This is a genomic window from Ensifer sp. R-19 (assembly GCF_049905105.1).
In the GTDB taxonomy this organism is placed as follows: domain Bacteria; phylum Pseudomonadota; class Alphaproteobacteria; order Rhizobiales; family Rhizobiaceae; genus Ensifer.
This window is the reverse complement of record NZ_CP184569.1, coordinates 3,136,779-3,149,384: the sequence shown is the minus strand read 5'-3', so window position 1 is coordinate 3,149,384 and position 12,606 is coordinate 3,136,779. Positions and strand designations below refer to the sequence as shown.

At 62.2% G+C, this 12,606-nt stretch carries 11 protein-coding genes; 7 read left to right on the top strand and 4 right to left on the bottom strand.

The genetic code is table 11. The features are described 5' to 3' along the window. Positions 1–86 precede the first annotated feature (86 nt). A complete protein-coding gene (locus tag ACN9MO_RS15305; RefSeq protein ID WP_112996780.1) occupies positions 87–1,178 on the top strand; it encodes a glycosyltransferase family 4 protein in 1,092 nt (363 codons plus the stop codon). Positions 1,179–1,202: 24 nt separating this feature from the next. On the opposite strand, the gene ACN9MO_RS15300 is transcribed toward ACN9MO_RS15305, so the two are convergent. From ACN9MO_RS15300 to ACN9MO_RS15290, 3 genes are all read right to left on the bottom strand, one after another. Next, a complete protein-coding gene (locus tag ACN9MO_RS15300) occupies positions 1,203–2,081 on the bottom strand; it encodes a glycosyltransferase family 2 protein (protein ID WP_112996761.1) in 879 nt (292 codons plus the stop codon). Positions 2,082–2,142: 61 nt separating this feature from the next. After that, positions 2,143–3,546 (bottom strand): hypothetical protein, encoded by a 1,404-nt coding sequence (locus tag ACN9MO_RS15295; protein ID WP_113132253.1) that lies wholly within the window; start codon positions 3,544–3,546, stop codon positions 2,143–2,145. A 78-nt stretch (positions 3,547–3,624) separates the two neighbouring features. Then, positions 3,625–4,416: a creatininase family protein gene (locus ACN9MO_RS15290; RefSeq protein WP_112996760.1), complete on the bottom strand. Its 792-nt coding sequence runs from the start codon at positions 4,414–4,416 to the stop codon at positions 3,625–3,627. 114 nt (positions 4,417–4,530) lie between these two features. Between ACN9MO_RS15290 and ACN9MO_RS15285 the strand changes: the two genes are divergently transcribed. From ACN9MO_RS15285 to ACN9MO_RS15275, 3 genes are all read left to right on the top strand, one after another. Continuing rightward, the gene (locus ACN9MO_RS15285) at positions 4,531–5,028 is read left to right on the top strand and encodes a MarR family winged helix-turn-helix transcriptional regulator (RefSeq protein WP_057254581.1); all 498 of its coding nucleotides are present in this window, start codon (positions 4,531–4,533) and stop codon (positions 5,026–5,028) included. Between the two features lie 177 nt (positions 5,029–5,205). After that, on the top strand, positions 5,206–6,228 hold the full coding sequence (locus ACN9MO_RS15280) for a LacI family DNA-binding transcriptional regulator (RefSeq protein ID WP_057254582.1): 1,023 nt from the start codon (positions 5,206–5,208) through the stop codon (positions 6,226–6,228). Positions 6,229–6,260: 32 nt separating this feature from the next. After that, the gene (locus ACN9MO_RS15275; protein ID WP_112996779.1) at positions 6,261–7,223 is read left to right on the top strand and encodes a 2-hydroxyacid dehydrogenase; all 963 of its coding nucleotides are present in this window, start codon (positions 6,261–6,263) and stop codon (positions 7,221–7,223) included. Between the two features lie 44 nt (positions 7,224–7,267). Here the strand turns inward: ACN9MO_RS15275 and ACN9MO_RS15270 are convergent, their stop codons facing one another. After that, a complete protein-coding gene (locus ACN9MO_RS15270; protein ID WP_057254824.1) occupies positions 7,268–8,026 on the bottom strand; it encodes a gamma-glutamyl-gamma-aminobutyrate hydrolase family protein in 759 nt (252 codons plus the stop codon). A 429-nt stretch (positions 8,027–8,455) separates the two neighbouring features. On the opposite strand from ACN9MO_RS15270, the gene ACN9MO_RS15265 reads away from it, so the two are divergent. From ACN9MO_RS15265 to ACN9MO_RS15255, 3 genes are all read left to right on the top strand, one after another. Next, on the top strand, positions 8,456–10,765 hold the full coding sequence (locus ACN9MO_RS15265; protein WP_112996759.1) for a putative bifunctional diguanylate cyclase/phosphodiesterase: 2,310 nt from the start codon (positions 8,456–8,458) through the stop codon (positions 10,763–10,765). Positions 10,766–10,994: 229 nt separating this feature from the next. After that, positions 10,995–11,768 carry an N-acyl amino acid synthase FeeM domain-containing protein gene (locus tag ACN9MO_RS15260; RefSeq protein WP_058325254.1) on the top strand — a complete coding sequence of 258 codons (774 nt, stop codon included), beginning with the start codon at positions 10,995–10,997 and terminating at the stop codon, positions 11,766–11,768. A gap of 236 nt (positions 11,769–12,004) precedes the next feature. Next, entirely contained in the window at positions 12,005–12,229 is a 225-nt protein-coding gene (locus ACN9MO_RS15255; protein ID WP_057254585.1) for an aa3-type cytochrome c oxidase subunit IV, read from the top strand. Positions 12,230–12,606 lie beyond the last annotated feature (377 nt).

Below are 12,606 nucleotides of genomic sequence, written 5' to 3'. Positions count from 1 at the left end.
CGCGGGCGGATCGCCTCAGCGGTCTGCGATAACCCTCCTTTCATCAAAATCGGAGAGAGTGCGCGGCAGATCCTAGGGGTGTGCAGGTGAAGACGATTTCCATCAACGGCCGGTTCCTGACCCAGCCGCTTACCGGCGTGCAGCGCTTTGCCCGTGAGATGACCCGAGCGCTGGATGCGCGCATCGCTTCCGGGCAGGTGCCGCATGCGCTGAAGGACGCGCGCTGGCGGCTGCTTACTCCGGGCAAGGCTGTCGACGATCTCGGGCTCAAGGCGATTTCGGTCGAGCGGTTCGGCTCCGGACCGGGCCATGTCTGGGAGCAGGGTGCGCTCTACTGGCGCGCGCGCCGCGATATGCTGATCGGCTTCGGCGGCAGCGGCCCGGTGCTGCACGGCGACCAGGTGGTGGTGATCCACGACGTCACCCTGTTTCGCCATCCGGCCTCGTTCGGGCGCGGCTACCGGCTGTTTCATGGGGCGCTCGGTTTCATCCTTGCAAGGCGAGCAAAGCTCGGCACCGTCTCCAACTTTTCGCGCCAGGAGCTTGCCGATGTCTTCCGCGTGTCGGCTGCTGGCATCGACGTCATCTACAACGCGACGGATCACTTCGCGCGACTTCTGCCGGACGAGGGCGTCATCCAGCGGCTCGGGCTTGCCGATACGCCCTTCTTCCTGCTGGTCGGCACGCTGAAGCCCAACAAGAATGTCGAGTTTGCTGTGCGCGCTTTCGAGGCACTCGGTGCCGGCGACCACAAGCTCGTGGTCGTGGGTGGCACCGATCCGACCGTGTTCCGCGATATCGCGCCCACATCGAAGGGCAACCTGGTCTTTCCGGGTCGCCTGACCGACGAGGAGATCGCCGGGCTGCAGCGCCGCGCTGTCGCCTTCGTCTTTCCCAGCCTCTATGAAGGCTTCGGCATCCCGCCGCTGGAAGCAATGACGCAGGGGTGCCCGGTGCTGGCCGCCGATATTCCGCCGGTTCGCGAGGCCTGCGGCGATGCCGTTTGCTACTTCGATCCGTTGAAGACGGAGGCTTTGGTCGACGCGATGCGGACGATCTCCGCCGACGAGGCCGTTCGCCGAGATTTGCGGCGTTCCGGCTTTGACAATGCGAAGCGCTTTTCCTGGGACGGGAGTGCGGTCGTGCTGCTCAACATGCTGGCGGCGCAGCACACCTGATCCATTCTGCGCGATTTTGGAGCGTCAAAGGTCGAGAACCCGCATCGGGTCCAGTCGACCCCGGACAAAATCACCAAATGCAATCAGATTGCCCTTGAGCCGACCGCGTCTATCGACGAGGCCTTGCGGTTTGAGGCTGCCGAGGATGTTGGCGGCGATGTTGCCACCCATGAGGCGAAGTGCCCATTTCAGTCCGACCGTGCCCTTGTTGCGCAGATAGAGCGGATTGGCGACCTGCGAGTAACCGAAGCGCAGGCCCGAGGTGCGGCCGCGCTTGTTGCCGAGGTGGACGCCGCGCAGCGCCGGCGATTTCACGATGCGCCCGTGCGCGGCCAGACGCCGGCAGAAATCGACATCCTCCTGCCAGCCATAGAGCGGCAGCCGCTCGTCGAAACGGGTGCGTTCGGCGGCAATCGCCGATACGCGGAAGGCCATGTTGCAGCCATAGGCGTTGAAGGCCGGCTGTGTGACATCGTGCGGCTGAGCGCCGGGATCCGTCTCGAGGATCGCCTTGGCATCGGCAATCGATATGCCCGGGCCATGAATGCCGTCGGCCAGAACCAGGCCGGTTGCCACGACGAGATCAGCCTCGCGATCGAACAGCCTTTCAGCCTCGGTAAGAAAATCGCTGCGCGGCAGGAAATCGTCGTCGAAAAAGACGATCAGATCGGCGGTTGTCGCCTGGTCGAGGATGGCGTTGCGCTGTGCGCTGGAACCCTTGTTGCCCGCGACGATACGGGCCTTCAAGGGAAGCGAGCCGATTCTGGCTTCGTCGACGTCCTCCGGCGTGCTTGGGCAGATGACGACGGCGTCCGGTAGTCGCGTCTGCCGCGTCAGATGCAGCAGGGTTTCGGAGAGGACCTCGCGGCGGCCCGCGGTCGCTATGCCGACGACGATGTTCATGGGGCGCTCTCCGCTCTTTCGGCGCGATCTAACCGGAAATTCGTGCAGTTTTTCTTAGCGCCTAGGCCGTGCTGGGTCTCGGCGACCGCATCATCAGCCGCAACTGGTTGAGCGAGAGCAGGCAGAACAGACCACCGACAACAATACCGGTACCGATCGTAACGTAGCTGGTTTCACCGGAGAGGGAGAAGGCCAGCACGGCCGCGCCAAGTCCGGCGGCGGCGAAGAGCACGGGCGGCCAGGAGAAATCGAAGGCGAGCGAGGACATCAGGCGAAGGCCGATGAGGGCGGCGAGGATCGCGCCGATGGCGCTGCCCCAGGCTAACGCCGCATCGTTCGCCCCAGCCAAAGCCAGGACTGCCAATGCTCCAAGGCTTAGAAGCACGCAGTCGGCCACGGCGAGCAGCAGGATCAACGCAAGGCGTTGCCTCAGGTGCAGCGGCGTCGGCAGCATGATCTGTGTCAGCGTGCGAACGAGCGAGAGGACGATGATGGCAGGCGCGGTTGCGAGGAAACCTTGCTGCAGGTCCGGGCTGATGACGAGCCAGGTGGCCGGGAGAAGTGCAGCGAAGATACCGGCGGCCATCATCAGCGCAAAGCTCGTCAGCAGCGCGTAGTATTGCCCGAGTTGGCGGGGAAGAGCGGCGCGATCGCCGGTCCGGTCATGCGCGGCAACGATCTCCGGATATTGGATCGCCTGAAGGGCCGAAACGATGAGCACGAACGGGCGTTGCAGCAGGTCGAGCGCAAGCAGGGCGCCGGCAGCACCCGTCGCGCCGAGCGCCGAGGTGAAGATCGCCTTCAGTGCCAAGGGCGCGAACATGGCGGCAGTGGCGGCCCCGGCCGACACGCTGCCATAGATGAGATGCTTGCGGATACGGACATTGTCGAGCGCGGCGGCTGGGCGCGTGTCGGCGCGGCGGGAAAGAAGGAATGCAAGCAGGCCATAGGCAATGTAACCGGCGAGCAGGCCCGTGACGGTCGACAGGAAGCTTGGCGAGATGAGTGCGCCGAGGAGCGTACCCGCGGCGAGAATGGTGGCGCGGGAGCCCTGCAGCACCGAGAAGGCGCGGAAATCCTGGCGAAAACGCAGCATGGTCAGATGCAGATCGCTGCTGCCTTGTGCGATCGAGACCAGGCCGCCGACAAGCGCCACGACCGGCGGCACGCCGAAGATCAAGGACACGCCCGCCGCGATCAGGCACAGCATGGCGCAGGCGAGGGCTTCGGTCAGGATCGCCCGCCGCTCCGCCGCTTCACTGTCCGCATCCGCCCCAGGGTAGAAACGCATGCAGGCGAAACGCACCCATTCGAAGGCGGCGATCGCAGCGAACTGGCAGATGGAGATGAACAGTGAATAGCTGGCATAGTCGGCCGGCGCCAGCCAGTGGGCGACGACGATCAGCAGGCCAAAGGCGATGACGGCCTGGTAGAAATAGGCGCCGAGCGCAATGATCTTCGCCATGGTTTTTCTGCCCTACGCCGCGCGCATTTGGGCATCTGATAGCGCAAAAGCACAAAGAAAGTGTTTGCCGGCGCGGCCTCAAGCCAGTTCGTCGGGGTCGAAATCCCTGACATCGTCAAGGAGTTCGATAAACCCTCGGACGGCATGGGCGATCAAAATCTCACCCCGTGCCGCCGTGGCAACCGAGGCATTGCCGGCGACACCTTCGCCATTCAGGTCGTGCATCTTCCAGCCGAAGGCGTGGGGACCGTAAGCGCGCAGATGCTTGAAGCGTTCAGAAAATTCGCCTTGGCGGGAGGTGAAATTTTCGGCCTTGGCCATGTCGACCCTGTCCGGATGGAGCGCCAGCATCACCGATGTCTCGATGTCGCCGCCGTGGATGTCCAAGGCTTTATCCTCCGGCTTGATCCAGCCGTCCGGTTGGCCGAAGCGGGTCCAACTCGTCGCGACGGCCAGCATGTTGAAGCGTATGCGCGCTTCGGTCGCGACGATCGTCATCAACGGCGAGTTGCCGCCATGGGCGTTCAGCATCACGAATTTGCGGACGCCGAGGTGATGGAGATCGCCGGCAATGCCGAGCCAGCGCTCGACCGCCTCGCCATAGGCAAGGGTTCGGCTGCCGGCGACATCCATGTGCTCGATGGAGTAACCGACCGGCTCGGCCGGCAGGAAGGTTACCGGCAGGCCGGCGGGCATGGCGGCGATCGTGCGGGAGACGATGCCCTCGGCGATCAGCGTGTCGGTTTCGAAGGGCAGATGCGGACCGTGCTGTTCATGGGCGCCGAGCGGCAGCACGGCGATCCAGTCACGGCGAGCGTCGGCCGGAAGGTCGGTCCGATTGTCCTGCCATCGCGGCTCAGGCATCGACATTTCTCTTCGATCCTCCACGTCAATTGTCGTAAAATTGTTATTTGAGTCATACAGTTCGTAATCGCAAGCTGTATTGTTATAAGTGTTCGACTCGGGGATTCGGCAGGAGGTCCAATGGGCAAGAAGAACAAGGCCGAAAAGAAAGGCAAGAACGGCAAGAAGAAGGACGAGTTCCTGAATGAGCCGCACGATCTTGCCGCTATCCTTGTCCAGGCAGCGCGTTCCATGCGCACCGTACTCTCCCGCAATCTTCTTGAAAGTGGTCTTTACGCCGGGCAAGACGGCGTAATGCTGGCGCTGGCCGAAGCCGACGGCATGACCGCGGGTGGGCTTGCCGCCAGGCTTGGGGTCAAGGCGCCGACCATGACCCGCACGATCGGGCGGATGGAAGCGCAGGGCTTCCTCGAGCGCCGTCCCGACGAGGACGATGCGCGGCTCACCAAGGTCTATCTTACTGAGCCCGGCCGCAACCGGCTGCAGATCATCGCCGAGGCGGGGCAGCATTCGGAAAAGCTCGCGACACGCGGCCTGACCGACAAGCAGGTGCGCACGCTGATGAAACTGCTGCGCGCCGTCGACAGTAATCTCCAGGCCGCACGGGCCGCCGACTGAGCCTTGTTCGCCGCATATTGCCGTGGCGATTTAAACAGTTTAAAAGGGATTTAAATTTATGGCACGCGTACGTCCGCTGGGATGTACGAAAAGTGCCGTGAGGCATGCTGCAAGAACCTCACTCGGATTGGATTGTGGGGCTGCGGCCGGGGGCGGAACAAGGCTACAGGGGGCATCGTGGCGCAAAAGGTCAAGCTTTCGACGATCGCGGAAACACTCGGTCTTTCGACGGCAACGGTATCCCTGGCTCTACGCGACAGTCCTTTGGTGGCGACCGTCACCCGCGATAAGATCAAGGAGCAGGCCCGCGCGCTCGGCTATATCTACAACCGCCGCGCCGCCAGTCTCAGAACATCCCGCTCCGGCATCATCGGCGTCGTCGTGCACGACATCATGAACCCGTTCTACGGGGAAATCCTCAAAGCCATCGAAGCGGAGCTCGACCGCGACAAGCAGACCTTCATTCTCTCCAACCACTACGATTCGGTCGACAAGCAGCGCGATTTCATCGAGACGCTGCTGCAGCTCGGCGGTGATGGCGTGATCATGTCGCCGGCGATCGGTACGCCGTTGGAGGACATCCAGCTTGCCGAGGACAACGGCATGCCGGCGATCCTGATCGCCCGTTCGATCGAGGGCGTGGACGTGCCGATCTTCCGCGGCGACGACGCCTACGGCATCTCGCTTGCCACCAACCACCTTATCGGCCTTGGCCATCGCTGCATCGCCATGGTCGGCGGTACCGACCAGACGTCGACCGGGCGCGACCGCTATCAGGGCTATGTCAACGCGCTGCGCAAGGCCAATATCGAGGTCGATCCGGAGCTGCGCATCCCCGGTCCCCGCACGAAGCAGGGTGGCTTCGAGGCGGCGGTGCATCTGCTCTCCCTGCCGCAGAAGCCGACGGCAGTCGTCTGCTGGAACGACCTGGTGGCGATCGGCATGATGAACGGCATCGCCCGCGCCGGTCTGGTGCCCGGCGTCGATATCTCTGTCACCGGCTACGACGACCTCGAAGAGGCGTCGATCGCCACGCCGGCATTGACCACCGTCTGGAATGGCCAGGCCGATGTCGGCCGCAGTGCTGCCCGCGCGCTCCTCGACAAGCTTTCCGGCAGCCACGAACCCGACGGTATCCATCTGATCAAGCCGGAAATGCGCATCCGCCAATCAACGGGCCCGTTGCGCGTCATCGCCTGAGATCTCCCTCCCGACAGGAGCTGCCCATGTCTGTGAACCGCACGCGCGTTCTCGTGCCCGGAAAGATCAATCAACGGGTCATTGATCGACTGGTCGGGCAATTCGAAGTCGTCAGGATCGAGAGTGCCGATCCAGCATTGGTGACGCCGGATATGCAGGACGTGAAAGCGGTTGCAGTAGCCGGCCGGCTGCCCGGTGCCCTGATGGATGTCCTGCCGCAGCTCGAGATCATCGCCAATTTCGGCGTCGGCTATGACGGCGTCGAGGTCGCACATGCCGCCGCCAAGGGCATTGCCGTCAGCAATACACCGGATGTTCTGACCGAAGAGGTGGCCGACACGGCGGTTGGTCTTCTGCTGAATACACTCCGGCAATTGCCTCAGGCAGAACAATGGCTGCGCCAGGGACGCTGGAGCCGCGAGGGCGCGTTTTCTCTGTCGCCGCTGTCCCTGCGCGGCCGAAGCGTCGGTCTTTACGGCCTCGGTCGCATCGGGCTTTCGATCGCCAGGCGGCTGGAAGCCTTCGGGGTGTCGATCGCCTATCACACGCGTAGCCCGCGCGAAGGCCTGCCCTATGCCTACCATCCGACGCTCGTCGGCCTCGCGGCGGCGGTCGATACGCTCATTGTCATCGTGCCCGGCACCGAGGCGACGCGGCATACGGTGAATGCGGAGGTTCTCGTGGCGCTCGGCGGAAACGGCGTGCTGATCAATGTCGGGCGTGGTTCGACGGTCGATGAGGCGGCGCTGATCGCGGCGCTTCAGAAGGGCGTGATCGCCGGCGCCGGGCTCGATGTTTTCGAGAACGAGCCGCAGGTGCCGGACGCGCTGATGGCTTTGCCGAACGTGTCGCTCCTGCCGCATGTGGCCTCGGCCTCGGTGGTCACACGCAACGCCATGGCCGATCTCGTCGTCGACAATATCGCAGCCTGGTTTGCGACCGGAAGGGCTTTGACGCCGGTGCCGGAAACGCCGTTCAGCCGACGCGTGATTTGACACCCGGCGTCGTTGCCTGAGGCGGCGATGCGGAAGCCGTGATGTCAGGCGGCCAAACGGCCGGCGGCGTAAGTCCGCACCGCGTCGCCGAAGGCCCTGAACAGGCTGGCGGAGGGGGTGTCGGTGCGCACCCAGTATTCCGGATGCCATTGTACGCCGACGGCAAAGGCCTTGGCGCCGATCACCGAAACCGCTTCGATCGTGCCGTCGTCAGCCACCGCTTCGACAGCCAGGCGCGGAGCAGCGGCGCCGATCGCCTGTCGGTGCAACGAGTTGACGCGGATGCGGCCGGCGCCAAGCACGGGCGCGAGGCAGCTCCCTTCCTTGACGATGACGTCCTGGCGGATGCCATAGGCAACGTCGAGTTCCTTCACGTCAGGCTTGCGGTGATCCCAGATCCCCGGCTGATCCTGGATTTCGCTCGCCAGCGTGCCGCCGAGTGCGACGTTCAGTTCCTGGATGCCGCGGCAGATGGCAAACAACGGCACACCGCGCTCGATCGCGCGCCGGATCAGGGGCAGGCTGGTCGCATCGCGGCCGGGATCGAAAGGTCCGTCACTGTCCTTGGCCTCGCGGCCATAGAGCGAGGGATGAACATTGGAGCGGGCTCCGCTTGCAAGCACGCCGTCGACGCGGTCGAGGATTTCGTCAATGTCGTTGCCGGTTTCGAGCGCCGGGATGAGGAAGGGCATGACGCCGGCGCCTTCGACGGCGGCGCGCACATATTGATGGGCAACGACATGCCAGACATTGCCGTCGAATTCGCGGAAATCGCAGGGGATGGCAACGACAGGTTTCGACATCATCAGGCTCCGTAATACGCTTAAGAAAAGCCTTGCCTTCAGATGCTGATGAAAGTCAACTGAGAACGTAGTGAGCGTGATCACCGCGCTGATCCAAGGCGGATCGGTAGCGAACACGAACTAAAAACGGCAAGAAATCGCAGGTAATTCTTTAAGATCGAGTAACCATCGCGCACGCAAATTCTGGATCGTCCGCCCGCATCGCTGAATTGTCGAAGTTGCAGTCGGGCCTTTTGTGTCGTGGATACCTATGTTTGGTTGCAGAAACCGAGTACTGTTCAGCGCGGTTCGCACTATTGAGTTGAACTCTTGGGTCTTGCCGGCACGGCCCTGTGGTTATTCTGGGATTCGGTACTTTTTTCGGGGCGTTAGACGAAATCATTCGTTAAGTCATCACCCCTAACAATCCGGTAAACCGGAGCTTGGTTCATGATGCGACTTGGACAGAGCGCTCTTCCGACTGACGTGTATCTGTCATCCGTGAGCTCGCTCTACGAACATCGCAAGACGTTGCTGATCGGCATGTTGTCGCATGTCGTGACGTTTCTGCTCGTCTATCTCAAGACCAGTGATCCGCTTTATCTCGCCTGCTCCGGCGTGATCTTCGTGCTCTGGGCGCTGCGCAATGTCGATATGGCGCGGTTCGACCGGCAGGATTTCTCCAATGCCGACCGGGCGATGGTCCGCAAATGGGAGAACCGCTATATCGTCGGCGGTGTCAGCGTCACGCTCACCTGCGGCATCGCTTGCGGTTATGCCATTGCCGTCAGTCAGGATTCCTTTTCAGAGCTTGCGACCATATCGGTGACGCTGGCCTCGATGATCTCGCTCGTTGGGCGCAACTACGGCTCGGAGCGGGCCGTGCTTCTCCTGTCCTCGTCCGCATGCCTGCCGATCGTGATCGGCCTGATGACGCTGCAGGACGTGTTCATGCTGGCGCTTGCCTTGCTCATCCTGCCGTTCATCCTTTCCACCTGGATGATGGCCAACAATGTGCGCGCCTTTCTCTATGAGAATGTTTTGGCGGCGCGCGAGATCGCGACGATTGCCGGCCAGTTCGACGCGGCGCTCAACAATATGACGCATGGCTTGTTCATGCTGGATGGCGACGGCCGCGTGGTGGTGGCCAATGAGCGTGCCAGCGAGTTGCTGGCGCTTGGCGACAGGACCGAACTCAAGGATTGGCTGCTCGATGACGTGATCCGGCGCGGTGCGCGGCGCATGCGGCTCGATGCCGAAAAGACCAAGGCGATCTCGCGCCAGCTCGATCTTCTGCTCAAGGGCAAGCGCCCGCAGGTATTGATCCCGGTCAGCGAGGAACTGCACCTCGAGTTTTCCGCCAGCCGCCGCGACAATGGCGATATCGTGCTGATCTTCGAGGACGTGACGGCACGCGTACAGGCGGACAAGCAGATTCTGCACATGGTGCGCTTCGACAAGCTGACCGAGCTGCCGAGCCGCGACTACTTCGGAGAGCTGGTTGTGGCCGCCGCAAGCGGCGACGAGAAGGAGGACCGGCTCGTCGGCCTGATGGTCCTCGACGTCACCGAGTTCAAGCATGTCAACGACATGCGCGGCCACATCGTCGGCGACAAGCTGCTGCAGGCGATCGCCGGCCGGTTGAAGGCGCTCGCCGGTGATGATGCGATCGCGGCGCGGCTGATGGGCGACGAGTTTGTCGTGTTCTTTCCGAACAGGGCTGACGTGGCCGATCTGGAAGAGCGGATGCGGGGGCTGCACACGGAACTGCGCGGCACCTATGTTGCCAGCGGCTTCACCTTCAACATGACCATGAGCGCGGGCTTCGTCATCGCGTCGAACGTGGATCTGAAACTCGAAGACCTGCAGATCAAGGCGGATCTCGCGCTTTCGGAAACCAAGCTGCGCAACCGCGGCGGCTGCACTGCGTTCGAAGTCGAGATGGACGCCCGCTATGTCGACCGCCAGAAGCTCAAGGCGGATTTGCGCGAGGCGATCAATGCGCGCAGCCTGACGCTTTCCTACCAGCCGATGTTCGCGCCGAGCGGCGGCCGGGTCGAATGCTGCGAAGCGCTGGCCCGCTGGACGCATCCGGAGCGCGGGCCGGTGCCGCCGAACGTGTTCATTCAGCTCGCCGAGGAACTGGGGCTGGTCACGGAGATCACGCGTTTCGTGCTCGACCATGCATGCCGGGATTGCATGGACTGGCCGAGCGATGTGTCCGTCTCCGTCAACCTCTCGGTGCTCGATCTACGCAGCAGCGAAATCGTCACGATGGTCACGGATGCGCTTCAGGCAACCGGCCTCGATGCTTCGCGGCTGCATCTGGAGGTCACCGAAAGCTGCCTGATGGACGAGCCGCTCAAGGTGCAGGCGATCCTGCGCGAGCTGCGGGGTCTCGGCATCACCATTGCCATCGACGATTTCGGCACCGGATACTCCAGCCTCAGTTATCTCGATGCCCTGCCGGTCGACATCATCAAGATCGATCGGTCCTTCGTGCGCAACATCCGTGAGGATTCGCGCCGCTTCAAGCTCCTGCGCGGGACGGCAAATCTTGCCCGCGCCCTCGGCCTGCGCATCGTCGTCGAAGGCGTCGAGACGACGGATCAGTTGCAGCTCATCACCGAGCATAATTGTGCCGATTTGATACAGGGCTTCGTCTTCGCCGCCCCCATGCCCGCTTCTGCTATTGCAACGCTTTGCAAGAACGGTGTGCCAAAACGAGGCGCTAAACCCAGCAGCAAGCGCATCGCCTGACGCTGCGACCCCAAATTCCGTTCCGTTTTGATGCTGCGCATTCGGCAGCAAGCCCTTGATTAGTTGGGGCAAATGCAGCTCGATTTGGTGCGTTTTGCTCCAAATCAACCGAATTAATTTACGAATTTTTAGGGTTAACAAAAAGTTAACAGTGAACTGTTCCGTTTTGCGGTTGCCGCCCCATTTTCCGTCAATAGGTTAACGATTTGTTAACCATGAGGTCTGGAATATGGGTGAGACGATTCACCAGGCGGAGCCTGGGCGTTTTTCTGAAAAGCTGATGCAATTGCTCGATCGTGTCGAATATCGGCGGGTCGAAACCGGCGAGGACATGGAGGACATCGCGCGGCTGCGTTACAAGTCCTACAAGTCCGTCAATCTGATGGAATTGACGGGCTCCACGCTGATCGACGATCTCGACTTCGACAGCCACGCGTATGTCTTCGGCATCTATCTCGATGAGAGCCTCGTCAGCACCGTGCGCGTACATCACGTAACGCCGGAGCACCGCGCCAGCACATCGGGCCTGATCTTCGGCTCCGAGATCGACGCGTTCCTCGATGCCGGCATGGTTTTGGTCGATCCGGGCCGATTGGCGGTCGACCCTGATGTCATCGGTGACGATATGCGGGCGCTTCCCTACCTGACGCTCCGCCCGGTCGCCATGGCCTGCGAATACTTTTCCGCCGACCGTTGCCTGACGGCCTGCCGGCCGCGCCACACCGCCTTCTACAAGCGCATTTTCGCCTCCGAGACCGTGGTCGCCAAGCGCGAGAACCTGGGGGTCTACAATGCCGATGGCGCCCTGCTCGTGGCGCAGGTGAGGGGGCAGCGGCCCTCGATCCTCGACCGCTACCCGATTTTCGATTCGGAGCCTTTCGAACGCCGCATGATGTTTGCCGATCGCAGCGAGGTGCCGTTCGCGCCGCTGACGATCCTGCCGACCGCGCGCATGGCGCAAACCGGTTATGGACGCTCTTATCGAACCTCCGTCTTCCGCTAGCAGTCTTCGATGTCGACATCGGATGGTGAGGCGCGCCCGTGCGCGCCACCCTTGCCGCCGGCCGCGACATATCGCCCCATCAGGTACTGCTAAAGGACGGGTTTTCGTTGCACCCGGCCTAAGCATTGTGTAAGGGCAGCTATAAGGGTTTTCGCGACTTTTCGCGGGAGCCATGCTTCGATTAGGAGCGGCGGCGATCAAGGGTCGCGCCGTGGCATTCAGGGAGAATTTGAACGATGGCTGAGCATCATTCTGGACCGGTCGATGTGGGCGCTTCGATGGATTATCCGGAGCACGAGAAGACCTATCTCATGTTCCTGAGCGCATCGAAGTACGGCACGCTGTTTTGCGTGGCCCTGTTGATTGCCATGGCTGCCGCATTCTTCACGACTATGGGCTTCTTCTCCTCGCTCGTGCTCTTCATTCTGCTCAACGTCGCAGGTTTCTTCTTCCTGCGCTAATCAGCGTCATTGGACCGATTGCCGAGGGGCTTGACGTTTCCTCGGCAACCGGGCGCGAGCCCGGACGAAGGTGCATGCCGTCGACTGGAGGCGTCGACGCTGCGCAGCACTTCAAAATGCTACAGCGACCTTTGTGCAGCCAATAGGATGTGCGGTGCTGTAGAGCCTAGAGATCTCCACGCCCGGGCATTCACTGCAATGGGACGTGTTTCCTCACTGCGTGAGGGGGAGTGGAATGCAGACCCGCGATGCCGAGCACGGTTCGGCGTCGATCGGCGCCGGACTGCCTGCGGTTCGAACACCTGGGGTGTCTGTTTCCAGAATATATGTGCCTGGCACCCCAGTGCCTGGCATATGGGGGCGTGCAGGCTCGATTG

Excerpts from the sequence above, each read along its gene's own strand:
- ACN9MO_RS15270 (WP_057254824.1), bottom strand. The coding sequence starts at position 8,026 with ATGTCGAAACCTGTCGTTGCCATCCCCTGCGATTTCCGCGAATTCGAC.
- ACN9MO_RS15285 (WP_057254581.1), top strand. The coding sequence starts at position 4,531 with ATGGGCAAGAAGAACAAGGCCGAAAAGAAAGGCAAGAACGGCAAGAAG.
- ACN9MO_RS15260 (WP_058325254.1), top strand. The coding sequence starts at position 10,995 with ATGGGTGAGACGATTCACCAGGCGGAGCCTGGGCGTTTTTCTGAAAAG.
- ACN9MO_RS15290 (WP_112996760.1), bottom strand. The coding sequence starts at position 4,416 with ATGTCGATGCCTGAGCCGCGATGGCAGGACAATCGGACCGACCTTCCG.
- ACN9MO_RS15300 (WP_112996761.1), bottom strand. The coding sequence starts at position 2,081 with ATGAACATCGTCGTCGGCATAGCGACCGCGGGCCGCCGCGAGGTCCTC.
- ACN9MO_RS15295 (WP_113132253.1), bottom strand. The coding sequence starts at position 3,546 with ATGGCGAAGATCATTGCGCTCGGCGCCTATTTCTACCAGGCCGTCATC.
- ACN9MO_RS15265 (WP_112996759.1), top strand. The coding sequence starts at position 8,456 with ATGATGCGACTTGGACAGAGCGCTCTTCCGACTGACGTGTATCTGTCA.
- ACN9MO_RS15255 (WP_057254585.1), top strand. The coding sequence starts at position 12,005 with ATGGCTGAGCATCATTCTGGACCGGTCGATGTGGGCGCTTCGATGGAT.